Source organism: Paenibacillus borealis, from assembly GCF_000758665.1.
In the GTDB taxonomy this organism is placed as follows: domain Bacteria; phylum Bacillota; class Bacilli; order Paenibacillales; family Paenibacillaceae; genus Paenibacillus_AQ; species Paenibacillus_AQ borealis.
This window is the reverse complement of sequence record NZ_CP009285.1, coordinates 2,069,158-2,091,966: the sequence shown is the minus strand read 5'-3', so window position 1 is coordinate 2,091,966 and position 22,809 is coordinate 2,069,158. Positions and strand designations below refer to the sequence as shown.

The window sequence follows — 22,809 nt, the reverse complement described above, 5'->3', positions numbered from 1 at the left end:
TCACTTGTCGCCCGGCTGATTCACTTCCTCCTGTCCGGCCAATGCATTCAATTCACGCAAATCCTCAGCCAGGTCAGCTTCGGTATATTTGCCCTGGCCGAAGCCGATCAGCGCGCGCAGCGGCATGTATTTCATCATGGCCAGGAACATTTCGGGATTATCACCCATCGCCTCTTCCATCCCGAAAATGCTGCCGTAATTCTTCGCTTTGCCCTCAGTCAGCGGATTTGCCAGCAGATCACCCACGGTAGAATTACGGTGGAACTTGGCGGCCTGCTTCGCTGTCGATACTACCTCCAGCTCTGCGGTGAGGCGGATATCCCGTGAGGATGAACCTACGGCGACATTGAACATTCCGCTCTCCACATGCCAGTCGGCCAGCTTCACATTGTAATAGGCAAAGGAGCGCTTATTCAGTGTAAAGGTTACCTCGCGCTCTTCCCCCGGCTGCAGTTCAAGCTTGTCGAAGCCCTTCAGCTCCTGGAGCGGACGGATTACGCTGCTCTCTACATCGCTGACATAGAGCTGCACAGTTTCTTTGCCTGTTCTGCTGCCGGTGTTCTTAACGGTAACCGAAACCTGTACGGTGTCCGTATCCTTGATGCTGGTCTGATCCAGCAACAAATTGCTGTACTCGAACTCTGTATAGCTGAGTCCGAACCCGAACGGGAACAGCGGCTCGATTTCTTTTTTATCATAATAACGGTAGCCTACAAACAAGCCTTCCTTGTACTCCACAGTATCGCCTTCCCCGGGGAAGTTCAGGAATGAAGGATTGTCGCTCAGCTTCTGCGGGAACGTCTCCGCCAGCTTGCCGCTTGGGCTTACTTCACCAAAGAGCAGATCGGCCACCGCGCCGCCAAAAGCCTGCCCCCCGAGATATCCTTCCAGCACGGCCTTCGTCTGCGGCAGCCAAGGCATTTCTACAGGAGATCCGTTGCTGAGCACCACGATAATGTTACTCTGAACCTCAGCCACAGCATGGATCAGCGCCAGATGGCTTGCCGGAAGCGACAGATGGCTGCGGTCATACCCTTCCGACTCATAGCGGTCAGGCAATCCGAGGAACAGCACGGCAGCATCCGCCTTCACTGCTGTATCCCGGGCTTCCTGCAGCAGCTCTTCATTAACCTCATCGCTGGCCAGCTCATAGCCCTGTGCGTAGAGGAAGCTTGCGGCATCTCCGGCAACCGCCTGCATCTCGATGAAAGCATCATCCAGCTTCGTCGGATTCACATGCGAGCTGCCGCCGCCCTGGTAACGCGGGGTCTTGGCGAATTCGCCGATGATTGCAAGTGTGCCGCTCTTCGCGAGGGGCAGAATTCCATCCTCATTCTTCAGCAGCACCATGCTCTCACGGGCCACTTCACGCGCGAGCGCATGATGTTTATCCTGATCGAAGACTGCCTCTTCGCTGCGGCTGTCCACGCTTTTGAAGATAAAGGTCAGCATCCGCTCTACAGCCAGATCCAGGGTCGCTACGGGCAGCTCTCCGCTGTTCACTGCAGCTACGATCTTGGCGTCGCCGATGCCTCCGCTTGACGGCATTTCCAGCTCCAGACCCGCCTGCAGCGCCTTCACCCGCTCATTGACCGCGCCCCAGTCCGACACGACAAAGCCTTCAAAGCCCCACTCATCGCGGAGCACTTGAGTCAGCAGTTTGTGGCTCTCTGAAGCATACTCACCATTCACCTGGTTATAGGAACACATAACACTCCAAGGCTGGCTCTGCTTCACCGTACCTTCGAAGCTGGCCAGATAGATCTCGCGGAGGGTCCGCTCATCAATAATGGCATCCACGGACATCCGGCGGTGTTCCTGATTATTAGCGGCAAAATGCTTCAGTGAAGTGCCGACCCCCTGGCTCTGCACACCCTTCACATGATGCGCGGCCATCTCCGAAGCCAAATAAGGATCTTCCGAGAAATATTCAAAGTTCCGGCCATTCAGCGGTGAACGTTTGATATTATTGCCCGGTCCGAGCAGAACAGCGACATTCTCCACCTGACATTCCGCCCCCAATGCCTCGCCTACCCGGGCAATCAGCTTACGGTCCCAGGAAGAAGCCAGACCCGCCGCTGACGGAAAACAAGTCGCCGGTACGCTGTTATGCAGGCCCAGATGGTCCGCATTTCCCTGCTGCTTGCGAAGACCGTGAGGCCCGTCCGTTACCATCAGTGAAGGAATGCCCAGCCGTTCAATGCCTTTGGTATTCCAGAAATCCAGTCCGGAGCAAAGTCCGGCCTTCTCTTCAAGTGTCATTTGCGAAATAAGCTGCCGGATATCCGCTGTTGTTGCCGTTGCCATAGTGTTGCCCTCCTAAGAATGCGTTTTCTTTTCTTTATTTTAACCAACTTGTTCCGGCATTTATGGCATTTTAATTGGATTTTTGGTAATTTGGTTATATAAGAAAAGGAAGTGTTGGATATACGCGAGGACATGGAAGAACGCGAAGGAATAGAGTATATCTGCAAGCTGATATACGAGGCTTACCGGGTTCCGGTCATGTGGCTGGATGCAGCAGACACTCCCCGGCTGACCCTGCCTCCGGCATTCGAATGCCGCCAGGCCGTTCAGGGAGTTCACGGCCTGCTTCACGAGGTCATGGATATGGCACGCAGGAGCAGTCCTGCGGCAACGGCTTCCACGAAAGCTGCCGGCACTGCTGCTCCGCCGTATCTGCATACCACCGGCTTCCTGGAGAATTTCATCATTCTCCAGCTGCCTGAAGCAGATCGCACCGGCGGAGCCATCGTCATCGGACCGGTGCTAAGCGCACCGGTCACCGGAGATAACGCAGCCAGCCTGATGCGCGATTACAGCATTCCGCCGGGGCAACAGGAAGGATGGCTGCAGTATTACCGCAGCTTGCCTGTACTCAGCCGGATGCGCTGGTATCATGCTGCGCTGCTGCTTTACACCCTTGCCACCGGTGAGGCGTTGTCCATTACGGAGCTGCTGCTTGCTGCGGGCAAGGCGCAGGCGCCTGTCCCGCAGCCGGATGACAGCCCGGACCTGGACCTGTCCTACCGCCGCGAGAATACCTGGCTGCACCATGATCCGATGCTGGAGCGGGAGATGTTCCGCTATATCAGGAACGGGGACAAGGCAGGATTGCTGCGGACCCAGGCTTCTTTTTCGGAAGAGAGCTACGGACGGTTGTCGAAGAAAAGCCAGCTGCGCAGCAAAAAAAATCTGGCCGTCTCCTCCATTACACTGGCGACACGCGCAGCGATCGAAGGCGGGCTGTTCTGGGAGATTGCCTATACCCTCAGCGACTTTCACATCCAGCATATTGAAGAGCTTCACGATATTCCGGCTGTGGACCGCGCCCAGCTTGCCGCTCTCTGTGACTTCGCCGATCAGGTACTGGGCAGCCGCAGTTCGAAGCTCTCCCGCATCTCCGCGCTTTGCCAGAATTATATTTACAATCATTTATATGAAGAGATTCCGCTCAGCAGGCTGGCCGAATTCACCGGACTGAATGCCAGTTACCTGTCCAAGCTGTTCAAGCAAGAGACCGGAACCGCCATCAGTGATTATATCCGGCAGGAGCGGATCGAAGAAGCCAAGCGGCTGCTGGAGCTGCCCGGCATTACGCTGTCGGACATCGCCTCCCGTCTGCATTTCAACGACCAGAGCTATTTTACCAAGGTATTCAAGAAATACACGGGCCTCACTCCCGGACAATACAAGCAGGATTCAGAGCGGTTCTCCCGCTTCACCTAAGCAGGCAGCTGGTTCTAAGCTCCTGATTATTCCCGGTTGCGCCAGCCTTGCGGTACAATCACAACATAAATTTGCAAAATTATGGTATGATCCGGTTATGAGCACTTGTATACTTTCTTTTCAAAGGAGCGATTCAGCATGGGAGCCATTATTATTATTGGAGTGGTTGCGATTATCGTGGTGCAGGCAATTAATTACGGTAATGGCTTTGAACGCAGGAAGAGGCAGTACGGGAACAGAGATAACTCTGCAGACAGTTACTTCTTCACGGGAGCTGATCCGAACAGCTCTGCCGGAGACAGCCGCAGCGATGATCACCGTCACAATGGCGGGCACAGCGGAGCCAGCCATCACCACGGGCATCACAACCACAGCCATGGCGGCAGCAGCTGGGATAGCGGCAGCCATCATGGCGGCCACGGCGGCTGGGACAGCGGCGGTCATGGAGGACATGGCGGCGGCGATTTCGGTGGCGGTGGCGATTCCGGCGGCGGCGGGGATTCGGGCGGTGGGGGCGGCGGCGATTGACAGAATAACAGAGCCTCCCGTATGCCGTGAATGGGCTGCTCGGGAGGCTCTTGCGGTGACAAGGATTCTGGCGGGCGGCAGGCAGGGAAGGACGTTCCGTGCGCTACCCCTTAATCAGGCCGCCATGAAACATACATTCATATACCTTCGTATCCCCGGACCAAATCTCCTCTAATCCGCTGAACCAGGAGAATTCCCCGTCTACTGAACATTTATAGATGAGATGTCCATCCTTATAATACTCCGGCCCGCGGAAGGGTTTATCCTCCGGCACCAGGAACAATGCGGCTTTCAGGAAGTCTCCGCTGAACCCTTCCGCAGTTACACGTCCGGTGTAATTCATCGCCCACAGCGGCTGGTCATCCTCCCACAGGGCTTCCTCTCCGGCAAATTTCTCCGTACCCAGGTAGGTGTCAATGTACCTCAAGTTCCCGCGCACAAATTCCAGATCATGTGACGCCGGACGGGACGGGAGTAACTCCGGACCTTTACCCGCGTAAGTTGCTTTCTTGGCCTCCATCAGAAACTTAATCTTGTCCACCATAATGTTCATCCTCCCGGAAGATTAATACATCTCATTCATAATAGAACATACGTTCTTAACCGGCAGTGATTTATCTCCTAATATTAGGTTTCTATATAGCGGAAACATAAAAATGTACTCGGCATGTTTGACAGTCCCTTAGGCAGCAAGGTGTACTTGAGCTGGCAGTACGGGGCGCATAGCGGATAGTTGTATTTCGTACAACTAAAAACGGCGTAAAACCGGATGAGCAGGAATAATTGTATTCTGTACAATTAAAAAAGGGAAAAGTGTCCTTTTATGGCATAGGAGAGTTAAATAAGTGTACAGAGTGCAATTAAACCTCCACCTGCACAAAAATAGCCTATTTTAGTTGTACAAATTACAGTTATCCCATGAACGGGAGTACCCTAAGGAAGGAATCACTATCAAATTAAAAAGCCCCCGAATTGCACGAAGGCAATTCAGAAGCTTTTTGGACATCACATATAATAGTGAGCTTAAGCTGTAATAATCTGCTAACCGCTACCTACTACAAAGTAAATTGAAAGCGGCTGAGCAGTACATCCCCTGTGAATACCAGATACACATCAGCAGTTCCGGCATCTACCCCCGCAATCGCGGACTGGCTATGCCATTTCTGGGCCTCGCCTGCCGGGATTTCCACCGTTGCCGCCAGCTTGCCTGACGGACTGCCGGTTCTGACTTCAATGCTGCCGCCCTTCACGGAGGACACCAGCGCTTCGACACCAGCTGCACCTTTGGCGAACTGTACATTATTGAAAGCAATCCAGGCCCCATCCTTCACCGGATGTACCGAAGCTCCGCCCGCTTTGCACTCATCCAGGAATACCGCTTCATAATCATCGTAGTTCTCGGCTTTGACGGCTGTGTACAGGTCACGCGCCGGTACAGTGTCACCATGTACTCTAATCTTGGCGGACAGCTTGATGTCGCCAGAGGAACGGCCCACAAGAATGTTATATTCTCCGTCTTCCACACAATATTGCTCACGGCTTACATCCCAGAAAGCGAGATCAGACACCGGCAGAGTGAAGGCTACGGTCTGCGATTGTCCTGCGGCCAGATGGATTTTGTCAAAACCCTTCAGCTGCTTAAGCGGACGTCTGATCCGGGTCGACAAGGACTGCACATACACCTGAACCACTTCAGCGCCGTCTACATTTCCGTTGTTCTCGATCTCTACAGTCAGGCTGATCGTGCCGTCCTCCTGCACTTCTTCTGCTGCCAGCGACAGCTTGTTGTAAGCCACCTGTGCATAGCTCAGACCATGGCCGAACGGATACAAGGGCTCCCCGTCAAAGTACAAGTAGGTTCTTTTACCTTTGATGATGTCGTAGTCCATGAATTCAGGAAGCTGATCCACGGAGCGGTACCAGGTCATATTCAGTCTGCCGGACGGGCTGTAATCGCCGAACAGGACATCTGCCACCGCATTGCCGAGCTCTTGCCCGCTGTGGGAGGTGTACAGCACCGCCGGGATATGTTCATCGATCCAGGTGGAGGAGATCGGGTAGCTGCCGACGATTACAACCACCGTATTCGGATTAGCAGCATAGACGGCCTTAACCAGATTCTCCTGCCCTTCAGGCAGTACAATATCCGGCCGGTCGATCTCTTCCTTGCCGTTCAGCAGCGGATGGTTGCCGACGAATACGACCGCAACCTCGGCAGCTTTGGCCGCTTCTACCGCAGCTTCCACGCCGTTCACTACAACTTTCTTATGGAATAGCTCAGCTGCGGCAGACGTTTCTTCTTCAGCAGCGCGAATGGTTCCGTCCTCACCACTAATAAAGAGCGGCTTATTATTCCAGGTGCGCAGCGATACCGAATCTCCCGCTTCCGGCACCAGATTCAGCGATTCCTTCACATACCAGCCGTAGATTTCATCAGCTGAAGCTGTCAGTGTGCCGGCATCCGTCAGGGTGACATATTGCCCCAAGCTTGTAGCCTCCAGCGTATTAGCGGTCCAGCCCCAAGCCGTATGGCGGAACAATTCGCCGCGCTCCGGCTTGTCATGCAGCGCCGCCAATCGTCCGTCTTCACCTGTGATGCCCACCGTCCGGCCGCTGGCCGCTGAGGTTAAGACGATCCGGTCATCGCCGCTCTCGAAGGAAACCTGCTTGCCTGCCAGCTTCTTGGTCACTCCCTGCAAAGGTGTCACCGCATAAGGCAGTGTGCCCGAATACCAGTCTCTGAAGGCTTCGTCCCCCAGCGGGCCGATGATGGCTACCTTGGACAGTGCAGATGCACTCAGCGGGAGGGCTGCGTTGTCATTCTTCAGCAGGACAATAGATTCCTTGGCCGCTTCAAGAGACAAGTCGCTATGCGCTTTACTGAGAATGACGGAATCATCAATTGCCGCATAAGGATTACCTTCCTCCGGATCGAATTCACCCAGACGGAAGCGGATGCGGAAGGTGTTCGCCAGCGCGCGGTCCAGATCTTCCTCGGTCAGCAGGCCTTCACGAAGCGCCTCATGGATGACTTTAATGGTCTCCTCCGTTTCTTCGGTTACACTGTCAATCCCGTTCTTGATCGACTCAGCCATCGACTGGGCGAATGAATCGTAATACTTATGGTCCTTCACAATCCCGAAGAGATCTCCGGCATCGCTTACAATGAACCCGTCCATTTCCCATTCGCCCTTAACAATCTCCATCACGGCCGGGTGCAGGATAACCGGCACGCCATTCACGGAGTTGTAGGCGGTCATCATGGATTGTGCTCCGCCCTCCTTGAAGGCCGGCTTGAAGGCTTCCAGATAATATTCACGCATGTTCCGCGGATCAATGCTGGATGAAGCCACACCGCGGTCGATCTCATTGTTATTGCCGAGGAAATGCTTAAGGGTTGCTACCGCTTTCAAATACACCGGATGATCGCCCTGGATGCCTTTGACCAGCGCGGTGCTCAGCTGGCCCGTCAGCTCAGGATCTTCCCCGTAGGCTTCCTCTGTTCTGCCCCAGCGCGGGTCCCGCTCCATGTCCACGGTCGGTGCCCATAGGGTCAGGCCGTTAACGGTTGGATTCTTCCGGTAGAACGCTCTCGCCTCATCGCCGATCGCTGAGCCGATCCGCTGCAGCAGCTCCGGGTTCCAGGTACAGGCCAGTCCGCTTGGCTGCGGGAATGAGGTTGCTTTGCCCAGCCACGAAATTCCGTGCGCCCCTTCCGTACCATGCTTGTAACCGCCTACACCAAGACGGTCAATAGCCGCCTGATATTGCGGCATCAGACTTACCTTCTCCTCCAGCGTCAGCCGGGAGAGCAGGTCCTGAACACGTTCATTCAGCTGTACTTCAATTTGCTGAAACGGATATGTAGCTGTTTCCATGAATAATCGCTCCTTTAATCTATATGATAACGGTTTCATCTCAACCAAAGCCAGGCGTTCACATTCCTCCGCACAGCCCGGTTGTTCTATCCTTCCTCATCATAAAAGATTAGCGCTTACAGCAACACCTGAACAATTGACATAAAAATCAGTTCATAATTAGAGAATCATCAGCTGAATTCAGGAGTTGCCGGGCTGCGGGGAATCTCCATGCGGATAATGAAACTTCAGCGCATCGGCCGACAATCCGGTAAATTTAAGGTCCCCGCTTGTAATTACATAATCCCCTTCCGGCTTGTTCTCCAGCGGCCGCTTGCGGATCTCTTTGGGGGAGATGCCGTACCTGGCCTTGAATACTTTGTGGAAATAGGAATAAGTCGCGAAGCCGCAGGCATTCGCAATATTCTCCAGACTGAAGTCGGTATAACGGATACGCTCCAGAGCGTTCGACAGCCGGATTTCCTGCGTGTATTGAATAATGGTATACCCCGACAGCTCCTTGAAAAGATGCACCGCACGCGACACGCTGAGCCCGGCATGATCCGCAACATCCTCTACCCGCAGCGGACTGAGCGCATGCTCGTTAATGTAGCGGCGCATTCTCATCACCATTTCATTGGAGCGCTTCGGCGCATCCTCGACAGAAACGGCCTCCACCGACAAGCGGTCAAGCGACAGGCAGAGCGCACAGAGCAGATGGCGGATCAGCTCCGGGCTGTCCTGGACGATCCGGTGCTGCTCCATGCTGAGCTGCTGCCATAGGGACAGCATGCCTGCATCCAGATGGATCCGCTGATGCAGCAGACGGGGCCGGGATTCCCACCACTGCTGAATCCACGAGCCTTCACAGAGCAGGTAATAATCGCCGCTCTCAATCCTGCCGTCCATCTCCTCCACCACCAGATGATAGGGCTCTCCGGGCTGGTAGATGAGCAAATCCCCGGGTTGTATTCTTGTCATTCTCCCGTTGACCAGCGCCTTGCAGCTGCCCACCACCTGCAGCCGGAAGAGGAAGAACGGCGGCGGAGTGAAGGAGGTTTTGAAGGGCAGCGTATGAAAAGAATACGCGCAGGCATGCAGTCTCACGTCCACAATCGTCACCATCCCAGCCAAATAGTATATTTTTATAATCAAATAAAACATTCAATATTCCCAAATAATTAACTATACTATAACCAAATCAAAGATAAGTCTGCAAGCTTATGCAGAAAGGAACTTCACTGCCTCCATGTTGAAAAGAACCTATGCCCTGCTTCTCATTCCAACCTATCCGATATTCATGCTCTGCATGCTGCTGCAGGGAATGGCCATTTCGATCAGTGCCCCGTTCCTGGCTGTCTACTTCACAGAAGAGCTTGGCGTATCCGCCGGAACGTTCGGAATCTTCACTGCCGTCACGCTCATCAGCGGTGTCGCTCTAAGTATGCTGATTGCCAAACACTCGGATGCCGGCCTGAACCGCCGCAAGCTTATGGTCATCTGCATGACATTTAATGCCATCGCTTTTGCCGGATATATATTTATTCATGACTTCTATCCGCTGCTGATCTATATGACTGTATTCACAGCCGTCGGCGCTCCCGCGATGCCGCAATTATTTGCTAGTAGCAGAGAAGCTGTGAATGCCAGCGCGTCTGCTGACCATGCCTTTGCCAATTCCACCTTGAGATCTATGTTCTCACTCGGATTCATCAGCGGTCCGCTGGCAGGAGCCGTTCTGCTGGGCCATTTCGGATATCAGGGCGTGTTCCTGTCTACCACTATAATCTTCTTAATTAATGCTCTGCTTGTATATAGTTTCGTACGTTCATCCGGAGCCGCCAGGCAGATCAGCAAGAGTGCACACAAGCCGGTACGGCTGCACCGGAATCCACGGGTGCTGGTGCCTTTTCTCGTCCTGACCCTGCTCTATGCCGGACACTGGGCCAATAACCTGAACATTTCATTATTCATCGTCAATACGCTTGGTGGCAATACACAGAATGTAGCTTCGGTTGCGAGTATTTGCGCACTGCTGGAAATTCCGTTCATGTTCATGCTTGGTTTGTTATCCGCCAAATATTCCAACAAGCTGCTGATGGGCTGGGGAATCGCGACCGGCGCAGTCTATTACCTGTTCGTGCTTGGAGCAGGAGAGCTATGGCAGCTCATTGCCGGACAGGTGCTGCTGGCTTTCTTCGTAGCTGTAATTTCCGCAATTGGTATCAGCTATATCCAGGACCTGCTGCCGGATCTCCCGGGCTACGCATCGACGCTGTATACCAATGCTACCACGATCGGCAGACTGACCGGGAGCCTGGCAGGCGGAGCAGCCGCCCAGTGGGTCGGCTACCGGCATTCTTATTGGCTGTGCCTGATTCTTATTGTATGTTCACTGGGACTGCTGCTATGGCCGCAGCGTTCCCCGGAAGAGAAGATTACCCATCAGATGGCATCCTGACAGGAGGCATTCCTATGAAAATACTACTCATTGACGATAACCCTCATGTGCGTGATCGCCTGAAGCAAATGCTAGAGCAGCTTATCCCCGAGGCGGTGAATATTCTGGAATCCGGCTGTGACCCTTCTGCCCTGCGGCTTATCCAGAAGCATAGACCTGAACTCATTATTACAGATGCCAAGCTGCTGCTGCAGAGCGAAGATATGCCGCTTGACCAGTTGTATGATCAGCATACAAACGGCAGAATCATTGTCACCAGCAGCCATGAATTTGTCCTGAAGGCCTTCTGCCAGGGCGGCATTGATTCTCTCCTGAAGCCCATTGGACTTGGGGAGCTGGAAGAAGTGCTGTTTGGATCAGCAGGCACCAGCAGCGGCTACGGCAATGCATATCTGGAACAAGCCGGGCTTGAACGCTCAGACCAGATGATATGACCTGAAATTACGGCAGCACGCAAAAAGAGACCGGCGATGAACGATCCGCTGATCTCTTTTCAATATATATATGATTAAATCTCCATGTCTTTACCCGTATAGTCCACGAACATGAAGTGCCCCTCCGGCGCAGTGCGCTGCTCAATCAGGCTGATAATACCTTCGGCACTGGTCCGCGGGCTCGTTGGCGCTTTCGCGCCGCCCATATCAGTGGGCATCCAGCCGGGATGTACGCTGAGCACATGTACTCCGCGCTCCTTCAGGGTAACATGCAGCTTTTGCGTGAACATATTAAGTGCGGTCTTGGAGATCGTGTACGGATAGCTGCCGGGGTATGCATTTGTAATGCTGCCCGCCTCGGACGAGATGTTGATGATCGACGCATCCGGCTCTGTAAGCAGCGGCAGGAGGTGTTTGACCACCCGCATCGGTCCATACAGGTTAATGTCGAGTGCAAGCTGCATCTCGGCAATATCCAGCTCTTCAAGCGGGGTATCCGAGGCATTCAGCACGGCAGCATTATTAACAATGGAGCCCAGCGTCCGCCCCTCTTCCTTCAGACTGGCAGCAAGCGCGGCGATCCCCGCTTCGTCCGTAACATCGAGCGCAGCCACCGTCAGCTTGTCTCCATAATCTGCGCTAAGCCCGGACAATGCGTCTTGCCCTCGGCTCAAATCACGCACACCGGCAATAACTGAATGCCCGCGTTCCAGCGCGATAGCAACCAGATCCATCCCCAGTCCGCGTCCGGCTCCTGTAATCAGTATATTCATACGATAATCCCTCCTCTATGGCACTCTTAATTATTTATCGTTCTCCAGCAGCTCCAGGATCACCTTCAACTCTTTGAACGTATCCATATAAGCATAACGTCCTCCGGTGTACTCCCCCTTCTGCTGAAGCGGGAAGCCTTTGCCTTCGAGCAGCATAATCTTATCCTTCATTCCCTCCACTGCAAAAGCAATATGGTGAAGCCCTTCCCCGTGCTCATTGAGATAATCGCGCCATGTGCTCGGCTGATGATCCGGTTCAATCAGCTCCAGCTGCAGGGAGCCCATATCGAAAAAAGCCAGCTTCGCCCGAGCCTCCGTCGCCTCACCATTATAGTTAGTCTGAGCAATATCGGCCGTATCTGTAATGCCAATCTCCGGTTTCTCGATGCCAAAGAAGTCCGCATACGCCGCGCTCACCTTCTCGATATCGTTCACCAGAATTCCAATCTGCGTAATGAAATGATTCCCTAGCAATCCTGACATTCAGCTGAACCTCCTTCTATTCTGACCAGACTACCATACCCAAACGGTGAAAGGGCTGTCAAGGCCGTCACAGAGAAGTCTCCCGTTAAATGACAACAGACTTTACTCTTCAGAGCAGCGAATACTTGGGCTTTCCATAGGCTATTGCCGCAAGAATCCCCGATTCAACTCACTTTCCCCGATATCCCCCCTCCTAATGTGCTTAAGATAAGGTGACTGCTGACTAAAATAATGAGCTGATGCCGCAATTCCTGCACAGAATACAACATTCTGCCCGTCAAATCAGCCGTAAGCAGGAATTGTTGTACGAAATGCAGCAATTCTCGCCATCCAAGCCGATTATTGGAACAATTCTTGTATTTCGTACAACAATCTGCTCAAATACTCCGGCATCTGCGGACTAGAGTTGCAATATATACAACAATTCTCCAGTCGTTAACTTGAGAGGCCCTCATTATAAGCTAATTAGATGCCGGCACACGACTTCTCCCATTCCCTATGGATTGGCACTTGGCTGGCTGGTTATAGTCTTAAGTGTTATGCACCGGACACCCTCATCCGTTGTCCTAATCCTCCGCTCCCGGTTTCATCCGGTGCTTGCGGTAGTCACCCGGTGTAACCCCGACGACCCTTTTGAAGACCCGGCCGAACGTAATCGAACTGGTATAGCCCAGCTTCAGGGCGATGTCCTGAAGATTATCGCTGGTTGTCGCAAGCAGATATTCCGCGCGCTGCATCCGCAGCTGGGTCAGGAAATCGACGAATTTCATATTGAATTCCTCTTTGAACAGATGGCTGGCATATTTGCCCGAAATTTGGAACCGGTCGCTTAGATGCTTAAGGGAAAGATCGGGATTATCGAAATTCTCTTCTATATATACCTTCATCTCGCTGATCATCGCCCGGTAGCTTTTCGATTCATTGACGGAGACATAGATCCGGTAAATTTCCGCCAGCCACTTCAGCATTACTGTGTGCACCTGCTCCAGCGTGGTCTGCGCCTCGATCTCACTGTAATAGCCCTGTAGACTCGGCCCGGCAAAAATCCGCCGCAGGCTGTCCGACAGCTGCCCCAGCTCCCGGTCAAGCATCTGAATCAGCATGTGCAGCAGCATATGAATCTCTTCATCCCTGATCTGATCACCGCTGAACCAGACGAACAGCTCGTCCACCCGCTTCCGCCAATTCTCATCGGCGATCCGGAATTCACGGACAATCTCGCTCAGCATCTGCAGGTATTTGTAGGAATGCAGTGTGGAACGGTCCGGCAGGCTGTCGCTCAGCACCACCATATCTTTGCCGAGCGACAGCTTATGCTGCAGTGCCGTCTCCGCTGCCTGGCAGGACTCCGATATGGCCTCCAGACCGCTAACAACCGGGCCTACTCCAATCGCCAGCGACAACCCCAGGTTGTCACTGACCCAGCGGAGATAACGTTCCGCGAGTTTACGCAGAGTGATTTTGTCATCCTTCAGACCGGCACCGCTGCCGATGATGAGTCCAATCCGGTTGCCGCTCACCCACTCGGCCCAGCCCTGCAGGCCTTCTTCCGCCGCCAGCTCCTGAAACAGATTCATCAGCGTCAGCTTGAGCATATTCTGCTCCTTGGCCGGATATTTGCGGCGGAATTCGTCATACTGATTCATTTCGGCTGCAATAAACGCGTAGGCTTCAGCCTCTTCCGTGAACGGCTTGAACCGCTCCAGCTTCTCATCCGGGGAATCGCCCCGTTCCCCCTCCATCAGATCCAGGAACAGCTGACGGCGCTGCACCAGCAGGTTCTCATCATACTGCTCCTGATAGCTTACCGTCTGGTTAATCAGCGTCTCCAGTGCCTGGTCGATCAGCACCAGCTCGCTGCGAGATTTGCTGTCCAGGCTCTCCTCGCGGAACTGCAGCGCCTGAATCCGGTTCATCATCGCCTGGATCGGCCGGTAGTTCTTGCGGGTGATATATAGAATATAGAGCGTGCCCAGCACAACGGTCAGGATGCCGATAATAATCCAAAGATAAGACACAACTGACATCCAGGCGAATAGCTCGCCCGCACGGATGCCGCTCTCAAAAGTCCAGCCTGTGTTATCCGAATAGATGCGGGTGAGCACACTGCCTTCCTGTATATTATTTTCCCGGTGGGCGGTATAAATCAGTTGTCCCTGACTATCGACCACACGCATGAAGGACACCTGGCTGTTCGTCATGCTGTCAATCATCTGTTCCACCCGGTACATGCTTAAGTTGACGACGATCATCCCCTCGGCCCCGAAGGGAAGCGGCAGCTTCTTCGGCATACTGATCACCCGCACCGGCTGGTCAGAGCTGAATATTCGCAGCGTACGCACATCACTCCAGTTCCGCTCATTATTCCCCGCAAGCGCCTGGTTCAGATATTCCCGGTCTGCGAACACATCCCTGTCCACCAGCCCGCTGAGTGTCAGCACCTTATCATCCCACTTACGGTATATATAGATCGAGTCAATCAGCTGATTGCGGTAGAGGACAGCACTCATATCTTTTACAGTATTATAGAGCCGGGTCCGGTCACCATCATCGCTCAGCCCGTTCAGGAAATCGCCGTAATCATGATTGGTCTCCATCTCCTGGAGCACGGATAATTCCACATCACTCAGAGCATTCTGCAGGGAATCTACTACGTAGCCGGTAGAGATGCGGTTGGCTTTGTTCGTTTCACTGCGTGAAAGCTCGCCCACAATCAGGAACGACAGGAAAATCAGGATCGACACGGTCAGCAAAAAGATAGGGAAATAGGAGAACATCATTCTGCTCGACCAGTTTCGCTTCATATGTACTCCCGCCCTTCTTGAAATGGAATCCGAAACTTTCCGCCTGCGGGATGAAAGAAAAGCTCACACAGGTGCCTTGGCCATTCGGTTTATCCAATATAGCATGCCGGCGCCGATAAGTGCACTAACCGTGCAGGCCAGATACATCATCTGTGCACCGCCGGAATAGAACAAATAACCGTTCAGCAGGTTCCCTACAATCCCGCCAAGACCGGAAAAAACCATATTGAACAAGCTTTGTCCGGTCGCCTGCATTCTTTTGCCGGAAGCCTCTGCCACATATTCAACCGCAGCCACATAGAAGAGCCCGAAGGACAGTCCGTGCAGCACCTGAATCCCCACCATAACTGCCGGCACAGGGAACAGCCATTGGATACCCCAGCGCAGCGCATAAAAGAAGGCAGCCAGCAGCAGCGTCCGCTCATGTCCGATCCGCTTCAGGATTCTGGCGGCCAGCAGCATCGAAGGGATATTAGTTAATGAAGCGAGCAGCAGCGCTGTTCCGACCAGGGAGTAGCTGCCCCCGGCTTCCTGAAAGGCCAGGACGAAGAAGGAATTATAAGCCGTAAGCGTCTGGTTTACGAAAAAGCAGGCAACCAAAAACAGGACAAACAGCCGGTTCCCCAGCAGCTCCTTCATTCCCTGCGACAGTGAAATGGCCGCTGCTGTCCGCTCCGTACTGCGTGACAGTGTTAGTACTGTTGCCGCCCCGCCCAGGCTCAGGAACAGAAACGGCATCCAGAGCTGAGTAATTTCAAAATGTGAAAGATAGAATCCTCCGGCATAACCGCCAATCGCCGTCCCCAGGCTGCCAAGACTGCGGATCGTTCCGTAGGAGGTGCGTCCTTTGCGGGCCGCAGTAACAGCATAGGAGTCAGCCACAGGACTTTGGGTAGCCTGAAAGACAATGGAGAGTATATAGACCATTATAATTATCGCAGTGTACTTGAAGCCGTATAAGCAAGACAAAACAGCCGGTACAGAAATACTCAGCAACAGCACCAGCTTCGTCTGGCGGTACCTGTCAACCATCAGGCCCCATACCGGCTGAACTACGATGGACAGCAGCGTGCCGATCGACATGAGCACCCCCACAACATTGGCTCCGATGCCCTGATGTACAAACAGGGTCGTTAGATAGGGATTAAAGAGTCCGCCTGCAAGACCCGAGAGCAAGTATAACAAGCGGAGCTTCAGCAGCTCGGTTCTGGCTTCCAAGGGTATTATCGCCGTATTGTTCATGGTGCATTCTTCCTTTACCACAGGATTGCCGCAGCGGCCGCAGCTGCTCCAACCGCCCCGGCGGTGTTACCCAGCCTAGCCGGTTCGATATTGACCGGAAAAGGTAAATATTTGCCGGCCCGTTCCCGGATTTCCTTCATATAATAGCCGCCGGATGCAGCAACCCCGCCGCCCAGCACGACCAGCTGCGGATTCAGCAGGACGGCCGCGCTGGCTATCGCTGCCGCCAGATGCTCGAGCGGCCGGTCCATAAGACTGAGGGCAGCGCGGTCTCCCTCCTCTGCTGCCTGAAGAACATGACGGGCATCGATCTTCGCCACGCCGCCCCCGGCCAGCTCCAGAATCCGCGAAAAGGTCCCGCCTAACAGTTCAGCCTCGGCGAACCACGCCCGTGCCCGCGCCGTGATGCCGCTGCCAGACGCTACCGCTTCGAGCGGCCCAAACCCTGCCCGGGAAGCCGGCAGGCGATATCGGTCCTGAGCGGCATCAACGATCATGTACCCGGCCTCACCTGCCGCAAAGTCCGCCCCCTTATAGAGCCGTCCGTTCAGCAGCATCGCACTGCCGATGCCTGTGCCGACCGTGATCATCAGCACATGCTCCTTCCCCTCCGCAGCGCCCTTCCAGCATTCACCCAGCAAGGCCAGATTCACATCATTGTCCAGATAGATCCGCCCTGCATAATAACGGCGGATCAGCGGGCGGATATCCTCCGCCGGCCAGGGCAGCGACGGAGCCTGAGTCAAGCAGCCCTCCGTGTCGCCTATTACACCCGGGAAGCCGATGCCGATGCCCGCGAGCTGTGATACCTCCAGTTGAATCCCTGCCAGCAGCTGCGCTAATTCACCAAACAGCCAAGCCATAAAGGGTCCGGGGGCTTCATGTGCCGCCGTATCTCTCCGCTCCAGCAGCAGAATTTCTCCGCTGCCGCCGGTGACGCAGAACATCGTCTTCGTGCCGCCGACATCAATACCGGCGTAAACCCGGGTTACTCCCGCCTCTGTCATCGCTGTATGCCACCCTTTCATATTCAGTCTCCCATTGTAGACAAAGATAGACCCCACCGCTTGCTTGAGGTCTATCATCACAGGCCTTATCAATTTTCAGAAGCCGGGTCTAAACGCAGCGTAAAAGACATCTCCTGCACGCCGTCTTCGGGACGGTGCAGATAAATAATCTCCAGCTTTTCACCCTGCTCATCCCATACGATCGACGGCTCCGGCGCAGCCGCGTCTACACTGCACTCCAGACCCGGCAATGCCCAGCGCTCCGGCGTTATCCGGCAGGCATCCAGCCCCGGCCCGGTAATTTCAAACAACACTTCAATTGGAACCTCTGTGTCCAGGCGGACCGTGGCCGTCAGCAGATCTTTGTCAACCGCAGCCTCGAAGATCATGCCCCGCAGATGGCTGTTCCAGCTCTTGCCCTGTTCCCTGCGGATGAGGCGCAGATAATAGCGGGCGCCGCCGGCATCCTTCCAGTGAATGGTCGCCGGATGCATCTGGCCGTTCGTATTGCGGCTTCCCGACATCGCGCCGATCATCCGGCTCTCTTCAATCCAGGCCGCAGCAGTACACAGATTGCGATTCCCTCCCGGCTTGTCCCGTTCACACAGCTCACGGAACTGCTTCTCCACTCTGCGGCTCCCGCCAAAGCTCACGAACTGCTGCAGTATTTCAGCCGGGATGCTGACACCAGCCAGCGCGATCAGCGGATCATGGGTCGTTTCGCAGTTCGGTGCAGCCAGATGCTCATAACCCGCCCCCAGCGCCAGATAGAGGAACACACCGATGGAGCTGTGTCCGGTCATCTCCATCTCATAAGCCCGGGAGAACGGTCCCGACAGATTCTCCAGTACCGGATTATAGAATAAGGCAATGTTATTCCACATGCCCCGCTCCAGCGTCCGCCCTATTTCCCTGAAAGCGGCAGAACATCCATAGGTTCTCCATAACCCCAGCACTGTAAGATCAACGCCGTAATAGGTCGTTGTATTGAACTCGGCAATCGAGCCGAATTCGGCATATGCCGCGAGGAATGCTTCCGCTTCACGGTCCGCATGCCGGACCCACTCCGCCTGCGCGAACCGGTGCCCGTAATAATGGACAATAAAGATATGCATCAGCTCAATATTAGAATTCATCGGCACGGCATCGGATAAACGGCGGTCGATGGAAGCCGAGACCGCCCTCTTCATGGCCTCGTCCATCCGCCGGATAAGTTCTGCGGGCAGACCCTCACCGAACTCCTCCAGAATCACCGCGAAGGTGCTGGCGATGAACTCACGCCAGTTCGGATCATAGCTTTTCCATACCGGGGGCAGTACCGCATCCACTGCGGACTGCAGATATCCCCTAATCGCCAGCTCATCAAATTCCGGCAGAACATGACTTATTTCCCGGGAAAGTGCGGTGCCGAGCCGCTTGCCGATTTTGTCAGTAGTTTCACTCAGAAAGTACGCAAACCCCGGCGCAAATTCCTTCCAGTTGTAGTTCCCGGCCGGTGGCAGCGCTGCCTGGGGCGACACGCGGAAGGTGCCGTGATAAATCTCATCCGGGCAGTCAAACTGCAGGTCCATGACCTTGTTCAGCAGCCCCTCTGCCCGATCCAGGTCGCCTTCTCCGCCGCGGATCAGCAGTCCCAGCGCATAGTGCGCACTGCTGCGCGTATTATGCCGGTCACTGCGCTCCTCATCAATCAGCAGCTCCATCTCTGCGTCATAGAACGAATCCATCAGCGCCATCGCCTGGTCTACCAGATGGCGCTGTCTTTCCGTAAGCCTGCCGATCATCGCTTGTGTCACAGTATTCTCCTCCTTTTCGTCTTCGTCAGCCTTTGACTGCACCTGCCATCATGCCGCTGATGAAATAACGCTGCAGGAATGGATATACAATCAGAATCGGCACCGTGGAGAAGACTACGCTTGCCGCCTTCAAGCTCTCCGGCATCAGCTGTGCCATACCCAGACCCTCCTGCTGCATCATCTCGCTGACCTGATTGTTCTGGATCATCTGATACAGCTTCAGCTGCAGCGGATAGAGATCCGGACGGTTGATATACATCAGCGCATCCTGGAATCCGTTCCAGCGGCCTACGGCATAGAATAAGCTTAATGTGGCCAGTGACGGCAGTGACAACGGAAGTATAACGCGGAACAAGGTGCCCAGATGCGTCGTCCCGTCAATCTCCGCTGCCTCTTCCAGGCTCTTCGGAATACTGTTGAAGAAGGAAATGAGGATAATCATATAGAAAGGGCTGATTAAACCGGGCAGCACCAGCGCCCAGACGGTATCCAGCAGGTGGAGGTTCCGGATCAGGATATAATCCGGAATAATGCCTCCGCTGAAGAACATCGTAACGACGATAATCAGCATGAACCATTTTCGTCCGCGCAGCTCCTTCTTGGACAAGGAGTATGCAACGGCTATTGTCATGGCCATCGACAGCACGGTAGCCAGAATAGTCAGCATAATCGTGAAGCCCAGTGATCGGATCATCGACATATCGGAGAAGACCTTGGTGTAGGCCTCAAAAGTGAATTCCCGCGGAAAAAAAGTCACCAGGCCCGACATGATCGGACGGCTGGAACTGAGCGAGATCGCAATAATATGAACAAAGGGCAGCAGACACACAAGAATTACGACAATAATGATCAGGACATTAAGGATATCAAATATCCGGTTAGATGCGCGTTCGCTCATAGTTGTTCCCCCTCGTCTCTATTTGCTTTGGACTGGCTAGAGTATGCTCTCATCCGCCAGCTTCTTGGATGCATAGTTCGCACCGAGCAGGAAGATCAGGCCTACCAGCGCCTGGAACAACCCGACTGCAGTCGCCAGAGAGATTTGTCCGGATTCAATGCCTACACGGTATACGAAGGTACTGAGCACCTCGGAGTAATCGCGGACGGCTACATTGCCGACGATAAACGGCCGGTCAAAGCCAATGGAGATCATATTGCCCAGGTTGATAATGAGCAGGGTAGCAATCGTTGTTTTGATGCCCGGCAGAGAAATATGGAAGATTTTTTTGAAGCGTCCGGCGCCATCCACCTCTGCAGCCTCGAACAGCTCTTTGTTGATGCCGGTTAATGCTGCCAGGTACAGGATCGTTCCCCAGCCTGCGCTTTGCCACACCCCGACCAGCAAATACGTGATCAGCCAGTAATGCTTATTCGAGAGAAACGGAATAGCGTCCAGCCCCATACCGGTCAGCAGGTTGTTAATGAAGCCTGACTCTGTGCCGAATACCTGCAGCACGATGCCGCCGATAATGACCCACGAAATGAAATGGGGAACATACAGAATGGTCTGGGCGAATTTCTTGAACCAGATGATCCGCAGTTCATAGAGCATAACCGCCAGGATCAGCGGTGCGGGAAAAGAAATAATCAGATCCAGCAGATTGAGCAGCAGCGTGTTGCGCAGCGCTTTGAAAAAATCATTGTTCTGAAAGACTTCGCGGAAAATATCCAGCCCGACCCATTCACTGCCGGCGATACCTTCAAAGAAGTTAAACTCTTTGAACGCAATCTGTACCCCGTACATCGGCCCGTATTTAAAAATCAGGAAGTAAATGACCGGCAGCATAAGCAAAGCATACAACTGCCAGTTTCTGCGTAAGTAAGTCGTGTTCTTCACTGCCTTCACTCTCCTCTCCTGCCCTTGGTCTGCGGCAGCGGCTGGAGGCCATGACCGGCCTCCATAACGCATACCGGCCTCTTTCTATACTCCGTCCGTTATTTGGACGTCATTTCCTTATAAGCCGCCGTGCGTTCATCGAGAATCGCCTGACCGCCGCTCGCCATATAATCTTTGATCATTGAATCATAAGTGCTCTCGAACTGCTCCGGTTTAATCATGGTCATCTTCACGATAATTTCCTGGAACTTGTCGGCCAGTGCTGTTCCGTATTTCGCTTCAGCCTCAATCGGATGGCCGAACCGCACCGGCTGAATGGTATCGACATTAGAGATTTCAACCGATTTCTTCATATCTGCCTGGAACTTCTCCGGAGTCTGGGCAATGTAAGCCGCTTCATTCTTGGCATCATCACCGGCGAATTTGCCGTTAACAATAACTGCAATATCCCCAAAGTTATACAGGCGATCCGTTATTTCAGGGGTTGCATCCGGCTTAACAACCGGTACACCGTTCACCAGAGTATAGTTCTCATTCTCCACACCAAACTGGATATCGAACAGGTTCGTGTCCGAAGCCATCCAGTCGAGATATTTCAGCGCCGCTACAGCATTGCTGCTGGATTTCGGAATCATGACATACATAGCATTGGGTGCATAGGCCGGTTTGGCATGCTCACCTGCAGCATTCGTGAAGGTATCGACCGGTGTGATCGAGGCACCCGGCACATTGGTCTGCAGATTCTCATAGAAGTCATTCCAAGTGAAGTACGGCTCACCGGCATCCTCTGTATAGAAGCCCACCAGACCATTCTGCAGACTCTGCCACAGCTGCTTTTTATCTTTATCCAGACCGAAGTCCTTGCTCATCAGCCCTTCATTATAGAGCTTATTCATGAATTTCAGCGCATCCTCGAAGCCCGGAAGCAGCGCCGGGTAATCGCTTGAGCCCAGCTGCTGGGTCAGCGTATACCGCTGCTCATCGGTAAGCGGCTTAATGAACGACCAGATCAGCGGCTCATACTGGGCGGCTGCGAGACTTACTCCGAACGGAATCACCTTGCCGCCGGTCCCGCCCGGATCTTTATCCTTAAAGGCCTTAAGTGTGGTGTAAAGCTCATCGGTCGTTGTCGGTACCGGCAGGCCCAGCTTATCCAGCCAATCCTGGCGGACATATCCGGCGTATTTGCCTAGTACAAGCCTTCTGCCCGGAAGTGCAAACTGCTTGCCGTTATATTGTCCGTAAGCGAGCGTATCCTCGCCGAGGAACTTCTCCAGGTTCGGGGCATATTCGTCAATAAGCTCTGTAAGATCCGTAAGCCCGCCCTGCTCGGCATACCGGTTGAACGTTCCCGAATCATAGGTGAACACGATGTCAGGTACTTCGCTTTTACTGGCCATCAGTACATTCAGCTTCTGGATTTCTTCTGAACGGGGAACAGGAACGAACTCTACATCAATATTGTTCGGATCACCGAACCGTTCCTGCACAAGTCTGGTCAGGTAACTGTCAGAGATCGTATAACCGGAAGGCGTATTCCCGCGGTCGAACACCTCTACCTTTAATGTAGCAGGCTCTGGAGAACCGGAACCGGCATTCCCGCTCGCCGTATCCTCCTTCGAAGAACACGCGGATAACAGCATTGTGGAGGCCATCAGCACCGCTATTGCCGGGCTTGCCCATTTCTTAGACCCTCTTGTTGTCATTCTCTCATCACCTTTCCCCTTGTCAATGTTAGATAACCTATCTCCAGTTGCCACTTAACTTGTTGCCAGCACCTTCGATGTCATTAAGTATTACATGAGTTAAGTGAAGCACACAATAAACCATTTTCCACCCTACAACGCACGTTATATAT

The 22,809-nt window shown here is 53.7% G+C and carries 17 protein-coding genes; 4 read left to right on the top strand and 13 right to left on the bottom strand.

Annotation, left to right across the window (positions count from 1 at the left end; all coding sequences use genetic code 11):
• A complete protein-coding gene (locus PBOR_RS08790) occupies window positions 1-2,307 on the bottom strand; it encodes a glycoside hydrolase family 3 C-terminal domain-containing protein (RefSeq protein WP_042211341.1) in 2,307 nt (768 codons plus the stop codon).
• A 132-nt stretch (window positions 2,308-2,439) separates the two neighbouring features.
• Here PBOR_RS08790 and PBOR_RS08785 point away from each other — a divergent pair, with 132 nt between their 5' ends.
• A complete protein-coding gene (locus PBOR_RS08785) occupies window positions 2,440-3,729 on the top strand; it encodes a helix-turn-helix domain-containing protein (protein WP_052429392.1) in 1,290 nt (429 codons plus the stop codon).
• Window positions 3,730-3,867: 138 nt separating this feature from the next.
• Window positions 3,868-4,257 (top strand): hypothetical protein, encoded by a 390-nt coding sequence (locus PBOR_RS37355; protein ID WP_042211340.1) that lies wholly within the window; start codon window positions 3,868-3,870, stop codon window positions 4,255-4,257.
• A gap of 103 nt (window positions 4,258-4,360) precedes the next feature.
• On the opposite strand, the gene PBOR_RS08775 is transcribed toward PBOR_RS37355, so the two are convergent.
• From PBOR_RS08775 to PBOR_RS08765, 3 genes are all read right to left on the bottom strand, one after another.
• Complete coding sequence (locus PBOR_RS08775; protein ID WP_245648090.1) at window positions 4,361-4,801, bottom strand: DUF5680 domain-containing protein; 441 nt, start codon at window positions 4,799-4,801, stop codon at window positions 4,361-4,363.
• Between the two features lie 511 nt (window positions 4,802-5,312).
• Complete coding sequence (locus tag PBOR_RS08770) at window positions 5,313-8,135, bottom strand: glycoside hydrolase family 3 protein (RefSeq protein ID WP_042211339.1); 2,823 nt, start codon at window positions 8,133-8,135, stop codon at window positions 5,313-5,315.
• A 180-nt stretch (window positions 8,136-8,315) separates the two neighbouring features.
• Complete coding sequence (locus PBOR_RS08765; RefSeq protein WP_052429391.1) at window positions 8,316-9,227, bottom strand: helix-turn-helix domain-containing protein; 912 nt, start codon at window positions 9,225-9,227, stop codon at window positions 8,316-8,318.
• A 136-nt stretch (window positions 9,228-9,363) separates the two neighbouring features.
• Here PBOR_RS08765 and PBOR_RS08760 point away from each other — a divergent pair, with 136 nt between their 5' ends.
• Window positions 9,364-10,575 (top strand): sugar efflux transporter, encoded by a 1,212-nt coding sequence (locus tag PBOR_RS08760; protein ID WP_042211337.1) that lies wholly within the window; start codon window positions 9,364-9,366, stop codon window positions 10,573-10,575.
• Window positions 10,576-10,589: 14 nt separating this feature from the next.
• Entirely contained in the window at window positions 10,590-11,009 is a 420-nt protein-coding gene (locus tag PBOR_RS08755) for a LytR/AlgR family response regulator transcription factor (RefSeq protein ID WP_042211335.1), read from the top strand.
• A gap of 74 nt (window positions 11,010-11,083) precedes the next feature.
• Here PBOR_RS08755 and PBOR_RS08750 read toward each other — a convergent pair whose 3' ends face one another.
• The 9 genes from PBOR_RS08750 to PBOR_RS08710 form a co-directional block, all read right to left on the bottom strand.
• A complete protein-coding gene (locus PBOR_RS08750; protein WP_042211334.1) occupies window positions 11,084-11,782 on the bottom strand; it encodes an SDR family oxidoreductase in 699 nt (232 codons plus the stop codon).
• A gap of 30 nt (window positions 11,783-11,812) precedes the next feature.
• Window positions 11,813-12,265 carry a VOC family protein gene (locus tag PBOR_RS08745; protein WP_042211333.1) on the bottom strand — a complete coding sequence of 151 codons (453 nt, stop codon included), beginning with the start codon at window positions 12,263-12,265 and terminating at the stop codon, window positions 11,813-11,815.
• A gap of 566 nt (window positions 12,266-12,831) precedes the next feature.
• Window positions 12,832-15,069 carry a helix-turn-helix domain-containing protein gene (locus PBOR_RS08740; RefSeq protein ID WP_042211332.1) on the bottom strand — a complete coding sequence of 746 codons (2,238 nt, stop codon included), beginning with the start codon at window positions 15,067-15,069 and terminating at the stop codon, window positions 12,832-12,834.
• 63 nt (window positions 15,070-15,132) lie between these two features.
• The gene (locus PBOR_RS08735; RefSeq protein ID WP_042211331.1) at window positions 15,133-16,311 is read right to left on the bottom strand and encodes an MFS transporter; all 1,179 of its coding nucleotides are present in this window, start codon (window positions 16,309-16,311) and stop codon (window positions 15,133-15,135) included.
• Window positions 16,312-16,325: 14 nt separating this feature from the next.
• Window positions 16,326-17,339 carry an ROK family protein gene (locus tag PBOR_RS08730; protein ID WP_052429390.1) on the bottom strand — a complete coding sequence of 338 codons (1,014 nt, stop codon included), beginning with the start codon at window positions 17,337-17,339 and terminating at the stop codon, window positions 16,326-16,328.
• A 68-nt stretch (window positions 17,340-17,407) separates the two neighbouring features.
• Window positions 17,408-19,114: a DUF8769 domain-containing protein gene (locus tag PBOR_RS08725; protein ID WP_042211330.1), complete on the bottom strand. Its 1,707-nt coding sequence runs from the start codon at window positions 19,112-19,114 to the stop codon at window positions 17,408-17,410.
• A gap of 25 nt (window positions 19,115-19,139) precedes the next feature.
• On the bottom strand, window positions 19,140-20,012 hold the full coding sequence (locus tag PBOR_RS08720) for a carbohydrate ABC transporter permease (RefSeq protein WP_042211329.1): 873 nt from the start codon (window positions 20,010-20,012) through the stop codon (window positions 19,140-19,142).
• Window positions 20,013-20,048: 36 nt separating this feature from the next.
• Window positions 20,049-20,951: an ABC transporter permease gene (locus PBOR_RS08715; RefSeq protein ID WP_042219130.1), complete on the bottom strand. Its 903-nt coding sequence runs from the start codon at window positions 20,949-20,951 to the stop codon at window positions 20,049-20,051.
• 98 nt (window positions 20,952-21,049) lie between these two features.
• Window positions 21,050-22,657, bottom strand: a complete 1,608-nt coding sequence (locus tag PBOR_RS08710) for an extracellular solute-binding protein (RefSeq protein WP_042211328.1) — start codon at window positions 22,655-22,657, stop codon at window positions 21,050-21,052.
• Window positions 22,658-22,809 lie beyond the last annotated feature (152 nt).